The following is a 24,236-nucleotide window of genomic DNA, read 5'->3' on the forward strand; positions in this document are numbered from 1 at the left end:
CTCAGCCCCTTAGTTTCCGGTGCTCGACAGCTGGTCCAGGATGCGCGGTCCGAGGTCGGTGACGTCGCCCGCGCCCATGGTGAGAACGAGATCACCGGCCTTCGCCATTCCCGCGACCACCGCGGGCGCCCCGGCCTTGTCGTGGACCGGGGTGACGTCGGCGCCGGCGGCCCGGGCCGCCTCGATGATCAGGTCGCTGGTGATGCCCGGGATCGGGTCCTCGCGGGCCGGGTAGATGTCCAGGACGACCGAGGCGTCCGCCAGGGACAGGGCCTGGCCCATCTCCTTGCCCAGTTCCTGGGTGCGGGAGAAGAGGTGCGGCTGGAAGAGGACGAGGATGCGGGCGTCGCCGACCGCGGCGCGCATGGCCTCCAGGTCGGCCGTCATCTCGGTGGGGTGGTGCGCGTAGGAGTCGACGACCTGGACGCCGGCCGCCTCGCCCTTGAGCTGGAGGCGCCGCTTGACGCCCGTGTAAGCGGCCAGGGCGGGGGCCAGCTCGGCGGCGGGGACGCCGAGGGCGGCGCCCGCGGCGAGGGCGGCGACGGCGTTGTGGGCGTAGTGGCGGCCGGGGACGGAGACCGCGAAGGTCAGCTCCGTGCCGTCCAGCACCACCGTGACCTCGCTCTTCAGGCCCTGCGGGACGACCGACAGGATGCGCACGTCGGCGTCCTCGGACTCCCCGTAGGTCACGGTCCGCACCTTGCCCGCCAGGCGCCGCGTCAGCTCCCGGGCGCCCTGCTGGTCGGCCGCGATCACCAGGGTGCCGCCGGGGACGATCCGGTCGGCGAAGGTCTCGAAGGACTCGTAGATCTCGTCCATCGAGGCGTAGTTGGCGTGGTGGTCCAGCTCGACGTTGAGGACGATGGCGACCTCGGGGGCGTACTTGTGGAAGCTGCGGTCGCTTTCATCCGCCTCGGCGACGAAGATCTCGCCGTCGCCGTGCAGGGCGTTGGAGCCGGGCGCGTCCAGGTCGCCGCCGATGGCGTACGAGGGGTTCAGGCCCAGCTCGGACAGGCTGACCGCGAGCATCGAGGTGGTGGTGGTCTTGCCGTGGGTGCCGGCCACCGCGATCGGGCGCAGGCCGTTCATGAGCGCGGCGAGGGCGTCGGAGCGGTGCACGACGGGGACGTCCAGCTCGGCGGCGCGGGCCAGCTCCGGGTTGTCCTGGCGGATCGCGGACGACACGACGACGCAGCTCGCGTCGTCGGCGAGGTGCTCCGCCGCGTGCCCGATGTGCACGGTGGCGCCCAGGGCGCGCAGCGCCTCGGCGGTCTCGGACTCCTTGGCGTCGCTGCCCGCCACCTGGGCGCCTCGCTGGGCGAGGATCCTGGCGATGCCCGACATTCCGGCGCCGCCGATGCCGATGAAGTGCGGTCGGTCCATGGCGGTGGGAAGGCCGGGTGCCATGCGCTGTTCTCCCAGGGGTGCGGCGGGTGGTCTGCTGGTGGGCGCGCCCCCTGGGCGGGGGCGCGGCACCAGCCTATGCCTTGCTGTGGGAGAACAGTTTCAGGACCGGTACGCCGACCTTGTGCCGGGCCCGGGAGGCCCAGTCGCGGTGGAAGAACTCCTCCACGTAGTGGGGGTCCGTGAGGACGATCACCTCGTCGGCGCCGATCTCCAGGACCAGGGACTTCAGCTCGTCCAGCGGATGGTCCTCGATCAGCCGGCCGTCGGCCTCGGCGCCGGACGCGCGCAGGGCGGTGAGGGACACCTCCAGTGCCCGCCGGCCGACGCTCTGCGCGTCGTCGCCCTCGGGCGTCTCGCCCTCCCGGACGGCGTCGTCCAGCTCGCCGAGCGCGACGTCGTCGATCGCTCTCAGCAGCCTGTCGGCCTGATCGCCGCGCGGCTGGAGCAGCACGTGGAAGGCGACCGTCTCCTCGCCGTGCAAGGTGGTGACGAACTCCACGTCGGCGGACGTCAGGGCCTTCTCGATCATCAAAACGCTTGTGAACACCAGGCGCCCCTTCTCCTTCGAGGGCCCGTGGGCCCACCCTCCGTAGGCCGTACCGGACCCTGCGGAAACCATCCTGCCCCGTGATCGCCCGGGTACTGCCGGAATCAGTGTGCCCGGCGCGGACCAAACGGAACGGATGATTCCGCCGATTTCCGGAGGTGCGGTACGACCGGACCCGTGTCCGGTGGCCGTCGTCTGCCCTGGACGGGGTGTCCTAGTCCCGCCGGTAGCGGCTGAAGAGGAAACCTTCCTCCTCCAGGAGGGACGCCAGCGCGAACCGCCGCGGCACCCCGACGGGGGGCCCGCCCGCGATCCGCTGGGCGCCCCCGGCGGTGAGCATTGGGGACACGGTCAGGCACAGCTCGTCCAGCACACCGGCCGCGACGAACTGGCCCAGCAGCCGCGGGCCGCCCTCGGTCAGCAGCCGGGTGTGTCCGAGGCCGGCCAGCGCGCCGACGGCCCGCGCGGGATCCACACCGGCACCGTCCCCGGCGATCACGACCCGGGCGCCCGCCTTCTCGGCGGCGGTGATCCGGTCCGGGGGCGCGGCGGCCCCGGTCAGGATCAGCGTGGGCACCAGCGGGGCGGTGAACAGCGGCAGGGTGAGGTCCAGCTCCAGGCTCGCGCTGACCACCGCGACCGCGGGCACGGGGGTCTGCCCGGCCGCCCGCCGCGCCTGAGCGAACTCCGCACGCGCGCGTGCGGGCCGGTACCCCTCCTGCCGTACGGTCTCGGCGCCGGCGACCACCACGTCGGCGAGCGCGCGCAGGGTGCCGAAGACGCGCATGTCGGCCGCGCTGGAGATGGGCTGGGAACGGCCCTCGTGCTGGGCGGCGCCGTCGAGGGTGGACACCATGTTGGCCCGCAGCCACGCCGCACGCCGCCCGTCCGGCACGGGATAGGCGTAGGCCTCCGCCAGCTCGGCCAGGCTCCATTCCCGGTCACCCCCGTCGGGGTCCGGGCCCGCCCCTGGGCCGGCTGTCCGATCGATCACAGGGAACAGACGTCGCATGCGATGCAGTCTTCCACGCCCCGGGAACCCGAACCGGCCCCGGATCCGCCGGTGGGGCCGCGTGACACCGCGGTCCGCCGCGCCACCGCGTGGGCCCATGGGGTGCCGGACCCACGCGGCGGGGCAGGCCACGCACCCAGGGCCCCGGCCGCGCGTCGCACCGGTCCCGGAGCCGTCGGCGGGGGCGACGGGACCGACGGGAGCGACGGGATCAAGGTCTGCCGCATTCGGCCGCGGGGCCCAGGCGCCGCGGGCAGGCTGACGTGGCCAAGGCCCCGGCCGCACGCGCGCACCGGCCCCGGAGCCGTCGGCGGGGCTGACGGGGCTGACGGGGCTGACGGGATCAACGTCTGCCACGCTCGGCCGCGGGCCCCTGCCCGCGGGGCCCGCGCGCCGCAGGCAGGCTGACGTGGCCAAGGCCCCGGCCGCACGCGCGCGCCGGTCCGCAGGCGCCGTCGGCACCGGGGGGCCGCCGGCCGCTCGACCGGGGCCCCGGGCCCGCAGGACCTACCATGGACCACCGTGTCGCCCTCCTCCTCCGCCGCCGGCCCCGGGTCCACCCCGATAGCCGGGGCCGATCCGTTGTCCCTGTGCGCTCGTGAGCCGCATGTGCCCGCCGACCACCTGGTCGCCGAGATGGTGCCGCCGCCGCGGTTCGACTCGGTCCGGTTCGGGACCTATGTGCCGGATCCGAACCAGCCCAGCCAGCACGAGGCCGTACGGGTCCTGGAGGAGTTCGCGGGCGGGCTGGGCGAGACGTCCGGCGCGGGTGCCGGGCGGCGCGGGTTCTTCGGGTTCGGGCGGAGCAAGGCACCGAAGGCCCCGGCCGGTCCCCGCGGCGTCTACCTCGACGGCGGCTACGGGGTCGGCAAGACCCACCTGCTGGCCTCCCTGTGGCACGCCACCCCCGCCGACCCCTCCCGCAAGGCCTTCGGCACCTTCGTCGAGCTGACCAACCTCGTCGGCGCCCTCGGCTTCCAGCAGACCGTGCGGACCCTCTCCGGGCACCGCCTCCTGTGCATCGACGAGTTCGAGCTGGACGACCCCGGCGACACCGTCCTCGTCTCCAGCCTGCTCGCCCGGCTCGTCGAGGCCGGCGTGGCCCTCGCCGCCACCTCCAACACGCTGCCCGGCAAGCTCGGCGAGGGCCGCTTCGCGGCGGTGGACTTCCTGCGCGAGATCCAGGGCCTGTCCGCCCACTTCCGCACCCTGCGCATCGACGGCGAGGACTACCGCCACCGCGGTCTGCCCGAGGCCCCGCCGCCGCACTCCGACGAGCAGGTCACCCGCGCGGCGCGAGCCACCGCGGGCGCCTCGCTCGACGACTTCGGCGCACTCCTCGACCACCTCGCCCGCGTCCACCCCAGCCGCTACGGCGCCCTGACCGACGACCTCGCGGCGGTCTGCCTCACCGGGGTGCGCCCGGTCCCGGACCAGTCGACGGCGCTGCGCCTCGTGGTGCTCGCGGACCGCCTCTACGACCGCGAGGTGCCCGTCCTCGCGTCCGGGCTCCCCTTCGACCAACTCTTCGGCGAGGACATGCTGAAGGGCGGCTACCGCAAGAAGTACTTCCGGGCGATCTCCCGGCTCACCGCGCTGGCCCGGGACGCCGCGCGCCTGGTCGACGGCCCCGACACGCCCTGAGAACGGCCGCTTCGCGCCAACCAACCCGCGATTTTCAGGCTCTCTTCAGCTCGTAACGCTACGTTAACCCTGCAAAGCTCATTGCAGGGTTAACGTGTTTCTTGACCACGCATTGACCGTGCGTTGACCAAGCGATGACCGTGCACCGACCATGCACCGGCACACATCGAAGGCGTGAACTGCCTGGAGGGGGGCGCATGTTCCGATGCGCGACGGCGCGGACGCGGATTCCGTTCCCCGCCGCCGTCCTGGTCGCGCTCCTGCTGTTCGCTCCGGCCGCGATCTTCGCATTCGCGCATACGAGCCGTGATGCCATGGCCAACGCCCATCCCGGAACCACCCTCTCCGGCACGGCGCCGTACGACGAGCGGGCCGGCTGTCACGACAGCGGCCGCTCCGCGAACGCCCATGATGCCGCTCGCGTCCGCGACCGGCACCGCACCACCACCGCGCCCCCGTCCGATCCCCCCGAGCGCCCGCTCGCGTGGATCGAGGAGGCCGCGTCAGGGCGGCACACCGACCAGCGGTCCAGACCCTCGACGGACCACTCCCCGGCGGCACTTCAGGTCTTCCGCTGCTGAGGTACGGCCGGATCGTCGTCCCCCACCTCTGTCCTGCCCATCCGACGCGCCCCCACTGCGCGCCAGGAGGAAACCCGCATCATGCAACCCCTCATCGACAACGCCCGTACGTTCGGACAGCGCCCTGAGGAGTTCGCCGGGCACGCCGAAGGCCAGTCGCCCGAAGTACTGTTCATCACCTGCTCCGACTCCCGGGTCGTCCCGGCCCTGATCACGGGCGCCCGGCCCGGCCGGCTCTTCGAGCTGCGCACCGCGGGCAACATCGTCCCGCCGCACGGCACCGGCCACCCCTCCGGCGAGGCCGCCACCATCGAGTACGCCGTGGCGGTGCTCGGAGTCGGCGACATCGTGGTCTGCGGCCACTCGCACTGCGGCGCCGTCGGCGCGCTGGTGCGCGGCGACGACCTGAGCGCCGTACCCGCCGTGCGCGACTGGCTGGCGTACGCCGCCGACGAGCCCAAGCCCTGCGACCCCGCCGACCCGACCGTCGCCGAGGCCGTGCAGCACCACGTCCTGGCACAACTGGAGCGGCTGCACTCCTACCCCTGCGTGGAGCAGCGCCTGGCGGAGGGCCGGCTGCGGCTGCACGGCTGGTACTACGAGGTCCACACCGGGGCCGTACGCCGGCACAGCGCGGACACCGACGCGTTCGAGACGCTGTGAGCGCCGGTATGAACTGGATAGCCAAGTTCCCGTATCTGCGGCAGGACGTCACCTCCTCGCTCGTGGTGTTCCTGGTCGCGCTCCCGCTGTGCGTCGGCGTGGCCGTCGCCTCCGGTGTCCCGGCCGAACTCGGCCTCGTCACCGGCATCGTGGGCGGCCTGGTCACCGGAGTCCTGCCGGGCAGCAGCCTCCAGGTGTCCGGCCCGGCCGCCGGCCTCACCGTGCTGGTCTTCGGCGCGGTCGACCAGTACGGGCTGCCCGCGCTCGGTGTGATCGTGCTGGCCTCCGGTCTCATCCAGCTCGCGATGGGCGCCCTGAAACTGGGGCGCTGGTTCCGGGCGATCTCCCTGTCGGTGGTCGAGGGCATGCTGGCCGGCATCGGCCTGGTGCTCATCGCCGGCCAGCTCTACGCGGCCGCCGGCCTCGAGGCGCCCGCCTCCGGCCTCGACAAGCTCACCGGGCTGCCCGGCGCCGCCGCCGACGCGCTGGGCAGCACCGAGGCGCTCACCTCGCTCGCCCTGGGCGCCGGCACCGTCGCGGTCATGGTGCTGTGGAAGCGGCTGCCCAGGCGGGCGCAGACCCTGCCGGGCGCGCTGGCCGCCGTCGTGCTGGCCACGTCGGTCACGGCGGTGTTCGGCCTGTCGGTCGCGACGGTCGAGGTCAACGGCCTGCTGGACTCCATCCAGCCGCCCGGCACCGACGCCTTCGGCGAGCTGGCGAACATCGGGCTCCTCGGCACCATCGTCGCCTTCACCCTGATCGCGTCGGCGGAGAGCCTGTTCAGCGCCGCCGCGGTGGACCGGCTGCACAAGGGCCCGCGCACCGAGTACAACAAGGAGCTGATGGCGCAGGGTGCCGGCAACACGGTGTGCGGTGTGCTCGGCGCGCTGCCGATGACGGCGGTCATCGTGCGCAGCTCCGCCAACGTGAGCGCCGGTGCGAAGACCAAGGCGTCCCGGGTGCTGCACGGCGTGTGGCTGCTGCTGTTCGCCGCGCTGCTGCCGTCCGCGCTGGCCCTGATCCCGCTGCCCGCGCTGGCCGGCATCCTGGTCCACGCGGGCTGGAAGCTGATCCCGTTCCGCGGCATCGTGCCGCTGTGGCGGGAGCACCGGGGCGAGGCGCTGATCCTGGTGGTCACGGCCGTGTCGATCGTCGCGGTGAACATGTTCGAGGGCGTGCTGATCGGTCTGGCTCTGTCCGTGGTCAAGACCGCCTGGGAGGCGTCGCACCTCAAGCTGGAGATCGTCGACAAGGGCGCGGGCCCCGTCCAGGCCCACCTGACGGGCAACGCGACCTTCCTGCGGCTGCCGAAGATCCTGGAGAGCCTGGAGTCGCTGCCGCAGGACCGCCCGGTCGAGCTGGACCTGTCCGGCCTGCACCACCTGGACCACGCCTGCCGCACGGCCCTGGAGAACTGGGCCGAACGGCACGGCACCGCCGGCACGGAACCGGTGACGGTCACGGCACCGCCGAAGGCGGTCTCGGCGTAGCGGCAGATCCGTAGCCGTACCTCCGCGCGGACTTCCGGTCCGGGGCCATGGCCCCGGACCGGAAGTCGGGAATATCGTGGCAGGAGCAGATGAACCGGACCTCTGGGCGAGGAGGCCGTCATGCTCGAGGAGCTCCTGACCGCGGCCGCGGCCGTGGGCAGCGCCGGGGTGGTGTACGTCGTCTCGGCCGCGCGGGTCGTCAAGCAGTACGAGCGGGGGGTGGTCTTCCGCCTCGGGCGGCTCGCGGGCGAGGTGCGCGGGCCCGGGTTCACGATGGTGGTGCCGGTCGTGGACCGGCTGCACAAGGTGAACATGCAGATCGTCACCCTGCCGGTGCCCGCCCAGGAGGGCATCACCCGCGACAACGTCACCGTGCGCGTGGACGCAGTCGTCTACTTCAAGGTGATCGACGCGGCCAACGCGCTGGTCCGTGTCGAGGACTACCGCTTCGCCGTCTCCCAGATGGCCCAGACCTCCCTGCGCTCGATCATCGGCAAGAGCGAGCTGGACGACCTGCTGTCCAACCGGGAGAAGCTGAACCAGGGCCTGGAGCTGATGATCGACAGCCCGGCCGTGGGGTGGGGCGTCCAGGTCGACCGGGTCGAGATCAAGGACGTCTCCCTGCCGGACACCATGAAGCGGTCGATGGCCCGGCAGGCCGAGGCCGACCGGGAGCGCCGGGCCCGGGTCATCAACGCCGACGCCGAGCTGCAGGCCTCGAAGGTGCTCGCGGAGGCGGCGCGGGAGATGTCCGAGACACCCGCGGCGCTGCAACTGCGCCTGTTGCAGACGGTGGTGGCGGTGGCCGCCGAGAAGAACTCGACCCTCGTACTGCCCTTCCCGGTGGAGCTGCTGCGGTTCCTGGAGAGGGCCCAGGAGCATCCCGTCGAGAAGTGACACGAGAAGTGACACGTGCTACGCGCGTGGTTCCCGGGACTCCTGGCAGGTGATAGACACGGCGGGGTCACAGTCCTGTCCGCCAGCAGGAAGGTTTCCCCCATGTCCACGTCCATGTCCAAGTCCATGTCCGGCCACGAGGCGACCCGACGTCAGGTACTCGCGCGCACGGGAGCCCTGGGCGCAGGCATCGCCTTCACCGGGGCCCTCTCCGAACTCTTCGCCGGCACCGCCGCGGCCCAGTCCCTGGGCCACACCGGCTACGGCCCCCTGGTGCCCGACCCCGACGGCCTGCTCGACCTGCCCCGGGGCTTCCGCTACCGGGTGCTGTCCCGCGAGGGCGACCGGCTGCGCTCCGGTGAGGGCCCGGTCCCGTCCAACCACGACGGCATGGCCGCCTTCCCGGGCCGGCACGGCGGAGTCCACCTGGTCCGCAACCACGAGAACCGCGCGGACGGCCGCGTCCCGGTTCCGACGGTCAAGGGGCTGACCTACGACCCCGAGGGAAAGGGCGGCTGTACGGCGCTGGCGCTGGACTCCCGCAACCGCGTGCTGTCCGAGCGGGTCGCGATCGCCGGTACGGCCGTCAACTGCGCGGGCGGGCCCACCCCCTGGCACACCTGGCTGACCTGCGAGGAGACCGAGGACAAGGCCGGCACCAACGGCTACACCAAGGACCACGGCTTCATCTTCGAGGTCGACCCGGCCGACCCGCACCGCACCGGCGCGGTGCCGCTGACCGCGATGGGCCGCTTCCAGCACGAGGCGATCGCCGTGGACCCGCGGCGCGGCGTCGTCTACGAGACGGAGGACGCGTTCGAGCGTCCGTTCGGACTGTTCTACCGGTTCCTGCCCGAGAAGCCGCTCGGCGGCCGGGGTTCGCTGCGGGCGGGCGGCAGGCTCCAGGCGATGCGGGTGCCCGGCGTGCCCGACCTGTCCTCGATCCAGGAGACGGGCGCCTGCTTCGACGGCATCGAGTGGGTGGACGTACCCGACCCGCTGGCCGCCGGGACGCCCATCCGCTTCCAGGACTTCGGCCGGGGCGGCATCACCCACGCGCAGAAACTGGAGGGCTGCTACTGGGGCGGGCGGTGCGTGTACTTCGTGTCGTCCTTCGCCCACAGCGACGAGGGCTCGGCCGCCGACCACTACGGGCAGATCTGGCGCTACGACCCCGAACGGCGCCGCCTGACCCTGGTGATCGTCTTCGGTCCGGACACCGACGTGCAGCTGCCGGGCGAGTCCCCGGACAACATCTGCCTGGCCCCCAGCGGCGGCCTGATGGTCTGCGAGGACGGCGGAGGCGCCCAGCACGTGTTCGGGGTGACCCGGCGCGGCGAGGTGTACGCGATGGCCCGGGGCGCCCAGAACATCGGGACGCCCGAGGCGCCGGAGTGGGGCGAGTTCGCGGGGGTCGCCTTCTCCCCCGACGGCGACACGATGTACGTCAACTGCTACACACCCGGCACCACCTTCGCGGTCACGGGTCCCTGGCGCGGGTAGGCCCGGGAGGGTGAGCCTCGGGGCACGTCACGCCCTATAGTCGTACAAACCGAAGAACACACTCATACGTTCGTACGGTGATCACTCTCGTACGTCGTGCCACCGCCCTCTGCGTGCTGGGCGCCGCCCTCGCCGCCTGTGGAACCTCCGAGTCCCCGCGGGCGCCCCGACCGGCGCCCAGCGCGCCCTCCGCCGCCCCGTCGAAACCCTCCCGGCCGCCGACGCTCGCGCCCGGCCCGGCCGGTCTGACCCCCGTCTTCGAGCACGGCTCGCGCACCGCCGGCAAGACGGTCGCGCTCACCTTCGACGCCGACATGACCGCCGACCAGGGGCCCCGGGCGGCGTCGGGCGAGCGCTTCGACAATCCCGGGCTGATCGCGACGCTGCGGCGGCTGGGGGTGCCGGCCACGGTGTTCATGACCGGCCGGTGGGCCGAGGAGTACCCGGACGCGGCCCGGTCCATCGGCCGGGACCCGCGGTTCGAGATCGCCAACCACTCCTACAGCCACTACGCCTACACCGACGACTGCTACGGACTGCCGACCGTGTCCCGGGACCGGATGCGCGCGGACCTGGAGCGGGCGTACACGTCGTTCCGGAAAGCCGGGGTCCGGGGCGCGATGCCCTACTTCCGCTTTCCCGGCGGCTGCTACGACGAGGCGGCCCGCAGGGAGCTGACCGCCGCCGGTGTCACCGCCGTGCAGTGGGACGTGGTGAGCGGGGACGCCTTCGCGACCGACGCCGACGCGGTCGCCCGGCAGGTGCTGGACGGGGTGCGGCCGGGGTCGGTGGTCGTCATGCACTGCACGCGCAGCGCCGCCCCCGTGACCGAGCGGGCGGTCCGGACGATCGTCCCCGAACTGCGCGAGAGGGGCTACCGCTTCGTGAAGGTCTCGGAGCTGATCGGCACCGCGAACGGCCGCGCCTGACGGGCCTACGCTGGAGAGATGAACAGCGACGACGACCAGGGTGCGAACGACTACTGCCTGATCGACGCGACCCGGCCGCCCAAGGCGGACGGCCCGCCCTATGCGGAGTGCGTGCTGTGCCGGGAACCCACGGAGTACCCGGAGTCGTACAAGGGCATCACCTACTGCCCGGTCTGCGAGTGGCAGGAGGCGCAGCGCACGGCCTGCTCAGGCTGACCGGCGCGAGCTGAGCGCACAGGCGGTACGTTCCCCGGCCGCGAGCCGGTGACCAGGGCGCCGACCGCAGCCCGCGCCGCGGAGCCCGCCGCCACCGGCACCGGCAGGGCCCCGCCCAGCACCCAGGGGCCGCGGATGCCGTAGCGGCGCCCCACGCCGTCCAGCCTCAGCTCGTGTCGCATGGGGCCATACTGCCGCGAGCGCGCGGGTTGGCAGACTGGGGGCGTGAGCAACGAAGCGACGACGCCCGTCCCCGACAGCCCCTTCCGTCCCGAACCCGGCGACCGCGACCTCGCGCCGCAGTTCGTCCTGCCGCTGGTGGTGCGCATCGAGCGGGCGGCGCCGCCGGCCCGTACCGACGCGCTGGAGACCGCGGCCCGGGCGGTGCTGGTGATGCTCGGCGACGAGCGGTCGGCCGGCGACGGCGAGTGGGCGCAGGCGGTGCGGGACTGGCAGGACGCGCGGATCCGCAAGGTGGTGCGCCGGGCGCGCGGCGCCGAGTGGCGGCGGGCCGAGGCGCTGCCCGGGATCACGGTCCGCGGCGGGTCGGCGGAGGTCCGGGTCTTTCCGCCGGTCCCGCTGGACGGCTGGCCGAAGGACCTGGCCCGTCTCCAGGTCTCCGGCACCGACCTCGACGACCCGGAGCCGCCGGGCGAGGCCGATCTCTCCGCGCCGGTGCTCTGGATGAACCCGGACCTGGACATGTCGGCGGGCAAGGCCATGGCCCAGGCAGGCCACGGCGCCCAGCTCGCCTGGTGGGAGCTGGACGCCGGGGCGCGGGCGGCGTGGCGTGCGGCGGGCTACCCCCTGGCCGTGCGCACGCCGGAGCCCGCCCGCTGGAGCGGCCTGACCACGAGTGGCCTGCCGGTGGTCCGCGACGCCGGATTCACGGAGATCGCGCCGGGGTCGTGCACGGTGGTCGCGGACCACCCGGCGCTGGCCCGTGCTACGGCTCGATCAGAATCGAGTTGATGGGCGTGAGGTTCCTGTTCCAGGCCCAGTTCATGGGAATGCGGTCGCCGCAGCCCGTGCCGTTGCTGCCGGTGCACAGCCGGACCGTCCAGCCGTCGGTCTGGTTGTTGTAGACCCAGTGGTTCCCGAACTGGTTGTAGAGCTTGTGCACCCCACGGGAGTAGTAGAAGTCGGTCGGCTTGCTGTCCCTCCAGTACTCGTCCTGCGGGTAGATGCACACGGCCCCGACCGGGCATCCGTACTGGGAGGCCGCGGCCGGTGCCGCGGACGCCGCCCCCGGGCCGGCACCCAGCAGTCCGGCCGTGAGGGCGACGGACGCGGCGCCGCCGGCGAGTGCGCGGTGGAAGAGCTTCATCAGATTCCCTCCGTAGCGGTTTCCTGCACCGGCAGGTTCCTGGCGCGGGTGCCGTTCGCGCACCACTGTTCGGACCCAGCCAAATCGTCGCCGAGCAGCCGCAGGCCGAGCGCGGTCACCGAGTGCAGGACGTACTTGCCGGCCCGGCGCGTCGTCAGCAGGCCCGCCTCCCGCAGCACCGCCAGCTGCTGGCTGCCGCTGGGCAGCGAGATGCCGACCGCCGCCGCCAGTTCGGACGTCGTGCCGCACGCGCGTCCGGCCGCCTCGTGGAGCAGCGCGGCCCGGGTGGGGCCCACCAGTGCGGTGAGCGCGGCGAACCCGGTGACGGGCGCCGGGACGACCGTCTTGTCCGCCGGGTAGACCAGCACCGGCCGCGGGCCCGCGTCGACCAGGGTGATCGGGCGTCGCCAGCAGAAGTACGAGGGCACGAGCAGCAGCCCGCGCCCCTCCAGGTGCAGGTCGCGCCGGACCGGATAGTCCACTTCGAGCACCGGTGGCCGCCACACCGCCATCGGCCGGAAGGTGGCCAGCAGGGCGGCCGTCCCGCCGGTCACCAGGGCACGGGTGCGCCAGGCGAGGTCGGCGCCGACGGCCGCCCCGATCCGGTCGCGCACCGGTTCGAGCAGCGCCTCGTCGTAGGCGTGCAGGCCGCCGCCGAGCCCCCCGAGCGCCGTCACGTCGCCCCGGGCCAGTGCCGCCGCGCCCGGGACCGGCGGCGCGCCCGACGCGGCCAGCAGGGCCAGCTCGTGCCGGAGCCGGCCGCGCGGGGTGGCGAGCACCCGTTCGACGCCGTCCCGCAGGGTCACCTGGTCGCCCTCCAGGGGCGGCGTGAGGAAGTCCGGGAAGTACGCGCCGAACGGCACCAGGCCACGCAGCGCCAGCGCGGCCCGGCGGGCCGTGCCGTCGCGCAGCAGCCGGGCCCTGACCTGCCGCCGCCACGGGTCGAAGGCGAGCGCGCCCTCCCGTGTCTGGAGGCGGCAGACGCTGCACACGATCTCCCACAGCGGATCGGGGCCGCGCGCCAGTCTGATGCTCTCCAGGTCCTGTCCGGTGAAGTGGATCCGCAGCAAGGTGTTCCCCCGTCCCCCCGACGGTCGCCGAACTCGTCCACGGCCAGCGTGGGCCGCCCGCATACGCAAACGGTTGACGCCCGCTGAACGGTGGCCGCGGCGGTGGGCGTGCGATGAGTTCCGCGGGGCGGGACGGTCTACCCAGCAGGCGTACCTCCCAGAAACGGACGTGATCACCGTGCCGAACAGTTCCGCCCACGCCGACCTCGACGGGCTGGAGATGTACTACGAGATCCACGGCACCGCCCGGGACGCCGCCCGGCGTCCGCTGGTCCTGCTGCACGGCGGTGTCCTCACCGTCGGACTGAGCTTCGGCGCCCTGCTGCCCGCGCTCGCCCCCGGCCGGCACATCGTGGCCCCCGAGTTGCAGGGGCACGGGCACACCGCCGACATCGAGCGTGCCATCACCGTGCCCAACCTGGCGGGTGACGTGGTCGCCCTGCTCGACGCCCTCGGTATCGAGCGGGCCGACCTGCTCGGGTTCAGTCTGGGCGGGCTGACCGCGCTGGAGGTCGCCGTCCGGCACCCCGCGCGGGTGGGACGGCTGGTGCTCGCCGCCACGCAGTACACCCAGGACGGCTACCGCGAGGAGGTCCGCACCCCCGACTACGACTCGCCGCTGCTGCCCGGCGAGGCCGACTTCAAGGAGATGGCCGACGCCTACGCGGCCACCGCTCCGCACCCCGAGCACTTCCAGGACTTCATCGACAAGTGCTCGCAGGCCGCCCACGGCCCCCTGCCCTGGAGCGCCGACGACCTGCGCGGGCTGACGGCCCCCACGCTGCTGGTCGTCGGGGACCGCGACTTCGTGCGCGTGGAGCACGCCGCCGAGATGCGGGAGCTGATCCCCGACGCGCGCCTCGCCGTCCTCCCCGACACCACCCACATGACGCTGATGCGGCGCACGGCCCTGCTCGTGCCGCTCCTGGAGGAGTTCCTGGGCACCGGGCGGGCGCCGGAGGCGTCGCCCCGTGCGGCGTGACATCGTGGTGGCATGAGCATCGACGTGCGTCCGGCCACGGTCTTCGAGGACGTGCGCGCGGTGCTCGGCCCCAAGTCACCCGGAGCCAACGTCTGCTGGTGCCTGAGCTACCGCGTCCCCTCCAAGGTCAACAAGGAGCTGCGCGGCCCGGCCCGCGGCGCGTACGTCGCCGAGCTGTGCCGGACGGGGCCGCCTCCCGGGGTGCTCGCCCACGACGGGGACGAGCCGGTCGGCTGGGCCGCCGTGGCGCCGCGCGCGGACACCTCCTTCGCCCGCAACCGCAAGATCCCGCACGTGGACGACCTGCCGGTCTGGTCGTTGTGGTGCGTCCGCGTGCGGCCCGGGCACCGGAAACAGGGGATCTCGCACGCCCTGATCGCCGGGGCCGTCGAATTCGCCCGCTCCCGGGGTGCTCCGGCGATCGAGGCGTACCCGCTGGACAACGGGGACGCCCGGGTCGACCTGACGATGGCATACGCGGGGCTCCGGCGGAACTTCGAGCGCGCCGGGTTCGTCCACGCCGCCGACACCACCTCCGTGCTGGCCGGACACCCGCGCGTCCTGATGCGGCTCGACCTGCGCTGAGCGTCCGGGGCCGCCGCGAACCTCAGATGTTGCTCTGAAGACGGCCCCCGCGCGGTTGGCGGCGGGCCGGGCGGGCCATACCCCCGTCATACCGACGGGGAGGAGGCACGACCATGCGACGACTGGGAACGGGCATCGGGTGGCGTCCGGAGATCGCGGACGCCGTGGAGCGGATGCCCGGCATCGACTGGGTCGAGGCCGTGTCCGAGAACCTCTGTCCCGGGCATCTGCCCGAATCGCTGCTGCGGCTGCGCGAGCGCGGGGTGACCGTCGTGCCGCACGGTGTCTCGCTCGGACTCGGCGGCGCCGAACGGCCGGACGCGGGGCGGCTGGCGGCGCTGGCCGACCGCGCGGAGGCGCTCGGATCGCCGCTGGTCACCGAGCACATCGCGTTCGTCCGCGCGGGCGGCGCGCTGACCGCCTCCCCGCACCTGGAGGCCGGGCACCTGCTGCCCGTGCCGCGCACGCGGGACGCGCTCGACGTGCTGTGCGAGAACGTGCGCATCGCGCAGGAGGCGCTGCCCGTGCCGCTCGCCGTGGAGAACATCGCCGCGCTCGTCGCCTGGCCGGACGAGGAGCTGACGGAGGGGCAGTTCCTGTACGAGCTGGCCGACCGGACCGGGGTGCGGCTGCTGATCGACGTGGCGAACCTGCACACCAACCACGTGAACATCGGGGCGGACCCGGCCGAGGCGCTGGGCGAACTGCCGCTGGAGGCCATCGCCTACGTCCATGTCGCGGGCGGCTTCGAACGGGACGGCGTCTGGCACGACAGCCACGCCCACCCCGTCCCGCGGCCGGTGCTCGACATCCTCACCGACCTCGCCTCACGGGTGGCACCGCCGGGCGTCCTGCTGGAGCGGGACGAGAACTTCCCCGGTGCGGGCGAGCTGGAGGCGGAGGTGGAGGCGATCCGCGACGCCGTCGCGCGGGGGCGGGCCCAGAGCGCGGGGCCCGCCGACCGGGACGCGTCCGTGGCACGAGCGGCCTCGCCCGAGGCGGACGCGGCGAACGTGGCGGACGTGGCGGACCACGCCGTACGGCAGCGGCTCGGTCTGGCGCAGGCCGCGCTGCTGTCCGCGCTGGTCGCGGGGGCGCCGGCGCCCGAGGGATTCGATCGGGTGCGGCTGGGCGTACAGGCGCGGGCGCTCGCCGGGAAGCGGGCGGACGTGGTCGCGAAGGTGGCGCCCGAACTGCCGGTGATCCTCGGCCCGGCGTACCGGCCGGCGTTCCTCGCCTACGCGCGGGGGTGCCCGATGGGCGCGGGCTACCGACGGGACGCCCTCGACTTCGCCGAGCGGCTGCTGAGCGCGGAGACGGGGCCCGCGGCGGAGGACGCCGGTGTGCGGCGGGAGTTGCGGGAGTGGTGGCTGGAGCGCTCGGGGCCGGTGCCGCGGTCGAGGCGGCCGGGGGTGCGGTGGGCGCGTGCGACCAGGCGGGTCCTGCTGCGCCGCTGACCCGGCCATGGCCGGTCCGGGACATCACCAAACGGAACGTCACATACCCACAACACTGCGTCCCGAAATGTGAACAGGCCATGGCGTCGGCGAAAGCCTTTGGCATAGAAGTACGGCATGTTCTGGGTCCTTTTCCTCCTGTCGGCCTGGGCCGTCGCCGGCCTCGCGTGTCTGCGGCTGTGCCTGGCCGCCGTGCGCACGGCGGCCGTCGCCCCGCGCACCCCCGCGCGGGAGCACGCGCTGACCCTGTACGAGGCGGCGTTCCTGTCCGGCGGACCGCGGCGGGTGGCCGACCTGACGCTGGTCTCGATGGCCCGCCAGCGCCGGCTGCTGCTCGCGCACACCGGCTGGGCGACGGTCGTGGACCCGTGCGGACGCGACGACATGGAGCGGTCGGTCATAGGGGCGATAGGGCCCGAGGGGCAGTCCCGGATAGCCCCGGTCCGGGCCACCGCCGCCACGGCCGACCCGGTACGGGGCCTGGCCGACCGGCTGGTCGGCGCCGGTCTCGCCGTACCGGACGGCGGCTCCGACGGCATCGCGGCCGGAGTGCGGCGGGTACGGGTCGCGGCGGTGGCCGTGTGCGCGCTGGCCGTCGCCGCGCTGGCGCTGCCCCTGCCCGCGCACGAGCCGCGCATGCTGATCGCCCTGTGGTTCGCCCTGCCGCTCGCCCTGACCCTGGGCTGCCTCGCCATCACGCGGATGGAGATCCACCCGTACTCCCGCTGGGCCTCCCCGGCCGGGCAGCGGCTCATCGGCACCCTCGTCCAGCACGCCGACGGCACCGCCGACGAGCGCACCTACCTCACCTCCGTCGCCGTGCGCGGAGTGCACGCGATCGGCGAGCCGGACCTGCGCGCGGCCTTCGCCCACCGCGAGGCGTACACCGAGGGGTACCGCGGGCGCCGGATCTGACCGGCCGCCGCCGGCACGCCGACGCGCCGGGGGCGTACGGAGGCACTCCGCGCCGACACCCGCGGGCGGTGCTTGCCCTGCCCGCCGGGCGAACCAAACATCCCTTGTGACACCCCCGTGCCACGGAAGGGATACGCGATGCGAGCTGCCGCCCTCTACTCGGCCGCCGGGTCCTTGCTGCTGACCACCCTCGCCACCACCGCTCCGGTCCAGGCGGCCCCGACCGCCCACGGCTCGGCCGAGGCGCGCGGCACCGCCGTGGCCGCCGGGCGGGCGGCGGCGGCCGGAATCGAGTTCGGCAGCTGCCCGAAGGCGGAGGACCTGCCGGGCAGCATGCGCTGCGGCACGGTCGGGGTGCCCCTGGACTACGCGCACCCCGACGGGAAGCAGCTCCGGCTCACCGTCAGCCGCGTGCGGGCCACCCACAAGGACCCGGACAACCCCAAGCGCAAGGTGCCCGGGCAGGGCGCCCTCCTCTACAACCCGGGGGGTCCCGGCGGCTCGGGCCTGTACTTCCCGCTGGTCGGCCTGGTGCCCGAGTGGAAGCGGATCGCGGGCGCCTACGACCTGGTCGGATACGCGCCGCGCGGGGTCGCGCCCTCCGCGCCGCTGTCCTGCCAGGACCCCGGCGACTTCTTCAAGGGCCCGCGCCCGGCCCCGACACAGCCCTCGGACGCGTACAAGAAAAAGCGCGCCGCCGAGGCCGAGGCGTACGCGCGGGGCTGCGCCGCTCGCGCCGGCCAGTCGCTGCGGCACTACCACTCGCTCAACAACGCCCGTGACCTGGAGGTGGTGCGGGCCGCGCTGGGCGAGGACCGGCTGACCTTCATGGGCGCGTCGTACGGCACCTACCTCGGGGCGCTGTACGCCGAGCTGTTCCCGGCCCGGGTGCGGCGGATGGTGTTCGACTCGGTGGTGAATCCGGACCCCGCGCTGGTCTGGTACCGCAACAACCTGGAGCAGTCGGAGGCGTTCGAGGACCGCTGGGACGACTTCAAGGAGTGGATCGCCGGCCATGACGCCGTGTACGGCCTCGGGGACACGCCGAGGCAGGTGCAGAACAGCTACGAGGAGGCGAGCGAGCGGCTCGCGGCGGAGCCGGCCGGCGGGACGGTGGGCCCCGCCCAGTTGCAGGGGGCGTTCCTGCGTGCGGGGTACTACGACGACTACTGGCCGCACCGGGCCGAGGCGCTGTCGGCGTACCTGAAGGGTGATCCGCAGCCGCTGATCGACCAGGCGGGGACGCGGACCGCGAAGGGCGCGAAGGCGTCGGAGAACTCCAACGCCGTGTACACGGCCGTCGAGTGCAACGACGCGCCCTGGCCGGCCGACTTCGAGGTCTGGGACCGGGACAACACACGGCTGGCGCGCCGGGCACCCTTCGAGACCTGGGACAACGTGTGGACCAACCTGCCGTGCGCCTACTGGCGGGTGCCCCGGCAGCGGCCCCTCGACGTGCGCACCGCGCCCGGTGAGCTGCCGCCGACGCTGATCCTGGCCGCCGAGCGGGACGCGGCCACCCCCTACGAGGGTGCGCTGGAACTGCGGCGCAGGCTGTCGGGTTCGGTCCTGGTGACCGAACGGGACGCGGGCACGCACGGCGTCGCGGGGGGACCGAACGCCTGCGTCAACGGCCACCTGGAGGCGTACCTGCTGGCGGGCCGGCTCCCGGCGCGGAACGCGTCGTGCGCCCCGCGCCCGGAACCGGAGCCGAGCCCGGCGCCCTGATCAGGCCGCCCGGCCGCCGGCTCGGGCCGGCCGATCAGGCCAGCCCGGCCACCAGCTCGGCGACGTCCTTGCGGCGCCCGGTGTAGAAGGGGACCTCCTCGCGGACGTGCATGCGGGCCTCGGAGGCGCGCAGGTGGCGCATGAGGTCGACGATGCGGTGCAGTTCGTCGGCCTCGAAGGCGAGGATCCACTCGTAGTCGCCGAGCGAGAAGGAGGCGACCGTGTTGGCGCGCACGTCCGGGTAGCCGCGGGCCATCTTGCCGTGGTCCGCGAGCATGCGGCGGCGGTCCTCGTCGGGCAGCAGGTACCAGTCGTAGGAGCGCACGAACGGGTAGACGCTGATGTAGTCGCGGGGCGTCTCGTCGGCGAGGAAGGCCGGGATGTGCGCGCGGTTGAACTCGGCGGGGCGGTGCAGCGCCATGTTCGACCAGACCGGCTCCAGCGCGCGGCCCAGCTTCGTGCGACGGAAGAGGTTGTACGCCTCCTGGAGCTGGTCGGCGGTCTCCGCGTGCCACCAGATCATGAGGTCGGCGTCGGCGCGCAGACCGGACAGGTCGTACGTGCCGCGGACCGTCACGTCCTTGGCGGCGAGCTGGTCGAACAGCTCCTGGACCTCGTCGGCGTACCCGGCGCGGTCCTCGGGGAGCGCGTCCTTGAGCTTGAAGACGGACCAGAGGGTGTAGCGGATGACCTCGTTGAGGTCCTTGGCCAGCTTGCCCTTGTTGGGGATCCGGCCGGCGGCAGCGGTGGAGGCGTCGTCACTCATGCCCCTATTCTCCCGCTCCGCCGTGCGGACTCCGCACCGGGTGGGCGGTCGGCCCGTCCGCGCCGCGCAGGGCCCCGTGGATCCGGTCGACCGCCGCGTACGCGCTCGCGATGCTCGCCGGGATGCCGACGCCGTCGTAGGCCGCCCCGCACACCGCGAGGCCCGGGAGCTTCGCGACGTGCCCGCGGACCCTGGCCACGCGCGCGTGGTGGCCGACGGGGTACTGGGGCAGGCCGTCCTGCCAGCGGGTGACCCGGGTGGCGACGGGCTCGGCGGTCAGCCCGGTGGCCTCCCCGAGGTCGTGCCGGGAGGCGGCGACGAGGCCCGCGTCGTCGCGGCCGAGGATCTCCGTCTCGCCGTACCGCCCGACGGAGGTGCGCAGGACGACCAGGTCCGGGTCGTCGTCGGCGATCCACCCCCACTTGCGGGAGGCGAAGGTGGACGCCTTGATGGTGTGCCCGTCGACCGGCGGCACCAGGAAGCCGCTGCCCTCGGGCAGGGCGGCGGCGTCGGAGCGGCGGTAGGCGAGGGTGATCAGGGCCATCGAGGCGTACTCCACCGCGGACAGCTCGGCGGCGGCCGCGGGCGCCTCGGCGCGCAGCAGCTCGGCGGCGGGGCGGGCGGGGAGGGCGACGACGACCGCGCCGGCGTGCAGCACCCGCTCGCCGGCGACGATCCGCCAGCCGTCCGGAGCCGTGCGGCGCAGCTCCGTCACGGGTGCCCCGGTGACGATCTCGCCGCCGCGCGCGCGGACCGACTCGGCGACGGCGAGGGGCAGGGTGCCGATGCCGCCCTCGATGCCCATGAACACCGGGCCGCTCGCCGGGGAGGTGGCCGTCCGTCCCTGGAGGGCGCGCACCGCCTCGGTGAGGGAGGTGTGGTCGCGGGCCGCCTCGAAGAGCTGGGGCACGGCGGAGCGCAGCGAGATGCGGTAGGCGTCGCCCGCGTACACGCCGCCGAGCAGCGGTTCCACGAGGCGGTCGACGACCTCGCGGCCGAGGCGCGCGGCGACGTACTCCCCCACCGCGACGTCGTCGCCCACCTCGGTGCGCGGCAGGTCCGCGTCGCGCTCGATGCGGGCCAGGCCCTCTTCGGAGAGGACGCCGGCCAGGGCGGCGGCGGTGCCGGGGACGCCCATGACGTGGCCCTTGGGCATGGGGCGCAGCGCACCGCGGGTCCACAGGGAGGCCGACGCGGTGGCCGGCGGCTGGAGGCGGTCGGCGAGACCGGCCGCGCGGGCCAGGCCGACGGCCTCGGGGCGGCGGGCCAGCATCGACTCGGCGCCCAGGTCGACGCGGACGCCGGCGATCTCACCGGGCAGCAGCTTGCCGCCGACCCGGTCGGCGGCCTCCAGCACGGTCACCCGGGCGCCCCGCTCCAGCAGGCGGTGGGCGGCGGCCAGTCCGGCGATGCCGGCTCCGACGACGACGACATGTCCCGGTCCCGGGTCCCGGTCCCCAGGAACCCGCCCCGCGGGGGTCTCGCTTGCGCACATGTCCCCCAGCGTCTCAGACCCCACCGGCGGGGCCGCCACCAGGCCGGTCACGTGTCCGGGCCCCGCGAGTCCGGACCGTGACCTGTTCGGGACCGTTCCGCGCCGGCCTGCGGGCCGCTCCCCGCGTCGTAGGAACGACAAGTCGTACCGACGATCCCGGGGGCCCCTGTGCGCACATCCTCCTTCCCACGACCGCTTCCGGCGCTGGCCGCCCTCCTACTGGCCGGGGCTCTCGCGCTGACCGGATGCACCTCCAAGGGCGGTGACTTCGGCGTGGACAGCGCGGGCGACGCGGCCAAGGGGGCCGCTCCCTCGGCGGCCGACGACCGGCCGGGCTCGGCGGGCGACGACCGGCCGGGCGCGGCGGGCGGCGAGGCGTCCGGTGCCGAGGCGACCGCGCCGCCGAAGGCCGCCGCGACCCACGTCATCCGCACCGCCTCGCTGACCGTGCAGGTCGAGGACGTGCCGAAGGCCCTGGACGAGGCCCGCACCACCGTCGAGAACGCGGGCGGCTACGTGGGCGACGAGGACACCAGCCGGGACGAGGACGGCCGGGAACGCACCCGGCTGGAGCTGCGCGTGCCCGTCGACGCCTACCAGGAGGTCCTCGACGGCCTGGAGGGTGCCGGGAAGCTGCTGCACCGGGGCGCGAAGGCGGAGGACGTCACCGACCAGGTCGTCGACGTGGAGAGCCGGATCAGGTCGCAGCGGGCCAGCGTGGCCCGGGTGCGGGAGCTGATGGACCGGGCGACGAAGCTGAGCGACGTGGTGACGCTGGAGGGCGAGCTGAGTTCCCGGCAGACCGAACTGGAGGCGCTGCTGGCCCAGCAGGCGTCCCTGAAGGACCGCACCAGCCTGGCCACCATCACCCTCTCGCTGTCCGAGACGCCGGTCGACGAGGCCGCAGGGGACGACGACCCCGGGTTCACGGACGCGCTGGCCGGCGGTTGGGACGCCTTCGTGACGATGCTGCGCTGGCTGGCGGTGGCCCTCGGCGCGGTGCTGCCGTTCGCCGTCGTGGCGGCGCTGCTCGTGCTGGTGTGGCTGCGGGTGGTGCGGCCCAGGCTGCCGCACCGCACGGCACCGGCGCCCGCACCTGCCGAGTCGCCGTCACCGGCGGCGCGCGAGGAGGAGCCCGGCGCGCGGGACTGACGGGACTGAAATGCCGGGTCCGCGTAGCGTGTTCGCATGAGCATGAGCGCCGCGGGCGGTACGAGAGAGCGACTGGTCGTGATCGGCGGTGATGCCGCGGGGATGTCCGCGGCGTCGCAGGCCCGCCGGCTGAAGGGCCCGGACGAACTGGAGATCGTGGCGTTCGAGCGCGGCCACTTCAGTTCGTACTCGGCGTGCGGCATCCCGTACTGGGTCGGCGGCGACGTGGCCGACCGGGACCAGCTGATCGCCCGCACGCCCGAGGAGCACCGCGCCCGGGACATCGGCCTGCGGATGCGCACGGAGGTCACGGAGATCGACGTGGCCGGCGGGCGGGTACGCGCGCGTGACCTCGATTCGGGGGCGGAGTCCTGGACGCCGTACGACAAGCTCGTGATCGGCACCGGGGCGCGGCCGATCCGGCCGGAGCTGCCGGGCGTCGACGCGCCCGGCGTGCACGGGGTGCAGACGCTGGACGACGGTCAGGCGCTGCTCGACACGCTCACCCGCACGCGCGGCCGTCGCGCGGTGGTCGTCGGCGCCGGGTACATCGGCGTGGAGATGGCCGAGGCGATGATCAACCGCGGCTACGAGGTGACGGTCGTCAACCGCGGCCGGGAGCCGATGTCGACGCTGGACCCGGACATGGGCCGCATGGTGCACGAGGCCATGGAGGGCCTCGGCATCACCATGGTGAACGGCGCCGAGGTCACCGAGGTGCTCACCGGGGACGACGGCCGGGTCCGGGCGGTGGCCACCGAGGACGCCGAGTACCCGGCGGACGTGGTCGTGCTCGGCATCGGCGTACGCCCCGAGACCGCGCTGGCCGAGGCCGCCGGGCTGCCGCTCGGCGCGCACGGCGGGCTGCTGACCGACCTCGGCATGCGGGTGCGGGGGCACGAGAACATCTGGGCGGGCGGTGACTGCGTGGAGGTGCTCGACCTGGTCTCCGGGCAGTCGCGGCACATCCCGCTGGGCACGCACGCCAACAAGCACGGTCAGGTCATCGGCACCAACGTGGGCGGCGGTTACGCCACCTTCCCCGGCGTGGTCGGCACGGCGGTCAGCAAGGTGTGCGACCTGGAGATCGCGCGCACCGGGCTGCGCGAGAAGGACGCCCTGCGGGCGGGGCTGCGGTTCGTGACGGCCACGATCGAGTCGACCAGCCGCGCGGGCTACTACCCGGACTCCTCCCCCATGACGGTGAAGATGCTCGCCGAGCGGCGCACCGGCCGGCTGCTCGGCGTCCAGATCGTCGGCCGCGAGGGCGCCGGCAAGCGGGTCGACATCGCCGCGGTGGCCCTCACGGCCGGGATGACGGTGGACCGGATGACGGCCCTCGACCTGGGGTACGCGCCGCCCTTCTCCCCCGTGTGGGACCCCGTGCTGGTGGCCGCCCGCAGGGCGTCGCGGGCGGTGGAGGAGGAGCGCGGCTGAGTGCGGCGGCGCCTCCTACGCGGTCCCGTTGATCCGGTCGATGGCCTGCCGTGCCTGCTCGGCCGGGGGCCGCGCGGGCAGCGACGACACCGAGGCGGGTGCGGTGCCGGGCGCCGACGCGGCCACCGCGGGCGGCTGTTCGCCGGCCGGCCTGGCGTGCGTCGCCGCGGCCCGCGCGGAGCGCAGCCGGTGGCTCACCGCCTCGTCCAGCGTCACCGGCCGCTGCATCTGCGCGGCCAGCCGCCCGGCCTCCTGGCCGAGCCGGGCCACGTCCTCCCAGGGCAGGCGCAGCACGAGGGCGACCTCGGCCTCCCCGTCGGGCAGGGCGTGCATCGCCGGCGCCGGTGTGACCCGTTCGTTCATCGCCTGATCCTCACGTCGTGCCCGCGTCCGCCTTCCCCGGGCCGCGGGCGGTTGTGAGGGCATACGTACG

24 protein-coding genes are annotated in these 24,236 nt (G+C 74.1%); 16 read left to right on the top strand and 8 right to left on the bottom strand.

Features of this window, described 5'->3' with window-relative positions; translation table 11 throughout:
* Window positions 1-9: 9 nt before the first annotated feature.
* The 3 genes from murC to ACFW01_RS28570 form a co-directional block, all read right to left on the bottom strand.
* Window positions 10-1,407, bottom strand: a complete 1,398-nt coding sequence (gene murC / locus ACFW01_RS28560; RefSeq protein WP_234960011.1) for a UDP-N-acetylmuramate--L-alanine ligase — start codon at window positions 1,405-1,407, stop codon at window positions 10-12.
* A gap of 73 nt (window positions 1,408-1,480) precedes the next feature.
* On the bottom strand, window positions 1,481-1,954 hold the full coding sequence (locus ACFW01_RS28565; RefSeq protein ID WP_185832646.1) for an indole-3-glycerol phosphate synthase: 474 nt from the start codon (window positions 1,952-1,954) through the stop codon (window positions 1,481-1,483).
* 214 nt (window positions 1,955-2,168) lie between these two features.
* Complete coding sequence (locus tag ACFW01_RS28570; protein WP_384508229.1) at window positions 2,169-2,966, bottom strand: pyrimidine reductase family protein; 798 nt, start codon at window positions 2,964-2,966, stop codon at window positions 2,169-2,171.
* A gap of 522 nt (window positions 2,967-3,488) precedes the next feature.
* Here ACFW01_RS28570 and zapE point away from each other — a divergent pair.
* The 9 genes from zapE (at window position 3,489) to ACFW01_RS28615 (ending at window position 11,861) form a co-directional block, all read left to right on the top strand.
* Window positions 3,489-4,610 (top strand): cell division protein ZapE, encoded by a 1,122-nt coding sequence (gene zapE, locus ACFW01_RS28575; protein ID WP_234960009.1) that lies wholly within the window; start codon window positions 3,489-3,491, stop codon window positions 4,608-4,610.
* Between the two features lie 197 nt (window positions 4,611-4,807).
* On the top strand, window positions 4,808-5,191 hold the full coding sequence (locus tag ACFW01_RS28580) for a hypothetical protein (protein WP_384508232.1): 384 nt from the start codon (window positions 4,808-4,810) through the stop codon (window positions 5,189-5,191).
* An 81-nt stretch (window positions 5,192-5,272) separates the two neighbouring features.
* Window positions 5,273-5,854 (top strand): carbonic anhydrase, encoded by a 582-nt coding sequence (locus ACFW01_RS28585; RefSeq protein WP_384508235.1) that lies wholly within the window; start codon window positions 5,273-5,275, stop codon window positions 5,852-5,854.
* A gap of 8 nt (window positions 5,855-5,862) precedes the next feature.
* A complete protein-coding gene (locus ACFW01_RS28590; protein ID WP_234960006.1) occupies window positions 5,863-7,344 on the top strand; it encodes a SulP family inorganic anion transporter in 1,482 nt (493 codons plus the stop codon).
* Between the two features lie 120 nt (window positions 7,345-7,464).
* A complete protein-coding gene (locus tag ACFW01_RS28595; protein WP_234960005.1) occupies window positions 7,465-8,241 on the top strand; it encodes a slipin family protein in 777 nt (258 codons plus the stop codon).
* 102 nt (window positions 8,242-8,343) lie between these two features.
* Entirely contained in the window at window positions 8,344-9,744 is a 1,401-nt protein-coding gene (locus ACFW01_RS28600; protein WP_384508239.1) for a PhoX family protein, read from the top strand.
* 77 nt (window positions 9,745-9,821) lie between these two features.
* Window positions 9,822-10,673, top strand: a complete 852-nt coding sequence (locus tag ACFW01_RS28605) for a polysaccharide deacetylase family protein (RefSeq protein ID WP_384508242.1) — start codon at window positions 9,822-9,824, stop codon at window positions 10,671-10,673.
* A gap of 18 nt (window positions 10,674-10,691) precedes the next feature.
* A complete protein-coding gene (locus ACFW01_RS28610) occupies window positions 10,692-10,889 on the top strand; it encodes a hypothetical protein (RefSeq protein ID WP_234960003.1) in 198 nt (65 codons plus the stop codon).
* A 225-nt stretch (window positions 10,890-11,114) separates the two neighbouring features.
* Window positions 11,115-11,861, top strand: coding sequence for a peptidyl-tRNA hydrolase (locus ACFW01_RS28615; RefSeq protein ID WP_384508246.1), 747 nt, complete (start codon window positions 11,115-11,117; stop codon window positions 11,859-11,861).
* Here ACFW01_RS28615 and ACFW01_RS28620 read toward each other — a convergent pair.
* Both ACFW01_RS28620 and ACFW01_RS28625 read right to left on the bottom strand, forming a co-directional pair.
* On the bottom strand, window positions 11,836-12,216 hold the full coding sequence (locus tag ACFW01_RS28620) for a hypothetical protein (RefSeq protein WP_234960001.1): 381 nt from the start codon (window positions 12,214-12,216) through the stop codon (window positions 11,836-11,838). The genes ACFW01_RS28615 and ACFW01_RS28620 overlap by 26 nt on opposite strands.
* Window positions 12,216-13,286, bottom strand: a complete 1,071-nt coding sequence (locus ACFW01_RS28625) for an ArsR/SmtB family transcription factor (RefSeq protein ID WP_384508249.1) — start codon at window positions 13,284-13,286, stop codon at window positions 12,216-12,218. The genes ACFW01_RS28620 and ACFW01_RS28625 overlap by 1 nt, the downstream gene beginning before the upstream one ends.
* Window positions 13,287-13,464: 178 nt before the next feature.
* On the opposite strand from ACFW01_RS28625, the gene ACFW01_RS28630 reads away from it, so the two are divergent.
* From ACFW01_RS28630 to ACFW01_RS28650, 5 genes are all read left to right on the top strand, one after another.
* Window positions 13,465-14,268 carry an alpha/beta fold hydrolase gene (locus ACFW01_RS28630; protein WP_234959999.1) on the top strand — a complete coding sequence of 268 codons (804 nt, stop codon included), beginning with the start codon at window positions 13,465-13,467 and terminating at the stop codon, window positions 14,266-14,268.
* Window positions 14,269-14,280: 12 nt separating this feature from the next.
* Entirely contained in the window at window positions 14,281-14,853 is a 573-nt protein-coding gene (locus tag ACFW01_RS28635) for a GNAT family N-acetyltransferase (protein ID WP_384508252.1), read from the top strand.
* Between the two features lie 113 nt (window positions 14,854-14,966).
* Window positions 14,967-16,310: a DUF692 domain-containing protein gene (locus ACFW01_RS28640; protein ID WP_384508255.1), complete on the top strand. Its 1,344-nt coding sequence runs from the start codon at window positions 14,967-14,969 to the stop codon at window positions 16,308-16,310.
* A 117-nt stretch (window positions 16,311-16,427) separates the two neighbouring features.
* Window positions 16,428-17,225, top strand: coding sequence for a TIGR04222 domain-containing membrane protein (locus tag ACFW01_RS28645; RefSeq protein ID WP_234959996.1), 798 nt, complete (start codon window positions 16,428-16,430; stop codon window positions 17,223-17,225).
* 138 nt (window positions 17,226-17,363) lie between these two features.
* On the top strand, window positions 17,364-18,953 hold the full coding sequence (locus ACFW01_RS28650) for an alpha/beta hydrolase (RefSeq protein WP_234959995.1): 1,590 nt from the start codon (window positions 17,364-17,366) through the stop codon (window positions 18,951-18,953).
* Window positions 18,954-18,987: 34 nt separating this feature from the next.
* On the opposite strand, the gene hemQ is transcribed toward ACFW01_RS28650, so the two are convergent.
* Window positions 18,988-19,719, bottom strand: a complete 732-nt coding sequence (gene hemQ / locus ACFW01_RS28655; protein WP_161332426.1) for a hydrogen peroxide-dependent heme synthase — start codon at window positions 19,717-19,719, stop codon at window positions 18,988-18,990.
* A 4-nt stretch (window positions 19,720-19,723) separates the two neighbouring features.
* The gene (gene hemG, locus ACFW01_RS28660) at window positions 19,724-21,214 is read right to left on the bottom strand and encodes a protoporphyrinogen oxidase (RefSeq protein ID WP_234959994.1); all 1,491 of its coding nucleotides are present in this window, start codon (window positions 21,212-21,214) and stop codon (window positions 19,724-19,726) included.
* Between the two features lie 168 nt (window positions 21,215-21,382).
* On the opposite strand from hemG, the gene ACFW01_RS28665 reads away from it, so the two are divergent.
* A complete protein-coding gene (locus tag ACFW01_RS28665) occupies window positions 21,383-22,366 on the top strand; it encodes a DUF4349 domain-containing protein (protein WP_234959993.1) in 984 nt (327 codons plus the stop codon).
* A 36-nt stretch (window positions 22,367-22,402) separates the two neighbouring features.
* The gene (locus ACFW01_RS28670) at window positions 22,403-23,803 is read left to right on the top strand and encodes an FAD-dependent oxidoreductase (RefSeq protein WP_234959992.1); all 1,401 of its coding nucleotides are present in this window, start codon (window positions 22,403-22,405) and stop codon (window positions 23,801-23,803) included.
* A 15-nt stretch (window positions 23,804-23,818) separates the two neighbouring features.
* Here the strand turns inward: ACFW01_RS28670 and ACFW01_RS28675 are convergent, their stop codons facing one another.
* Window positions 23,819-24,166, bottom strand: a complete 348-nt coding sequence (locus ACFW01_RS28675) for a hypothetical protein (protein WP_234959991.1) — start codon at window positions 24,164-24,166, stop codon at window positions 23,819-23,821.
* Between the last annotated feature and the right edge of the window lie 70 nt (window positions 24,167-24,236).

This window comes from Streptomyces sp. NPDC058985, assembly GCF_042740985.1.
Lineage (GTDB): Bacteria > Actinomycetota > Actinomycetes > Streptomycetales > Streptomycetaceae > Streptomyces.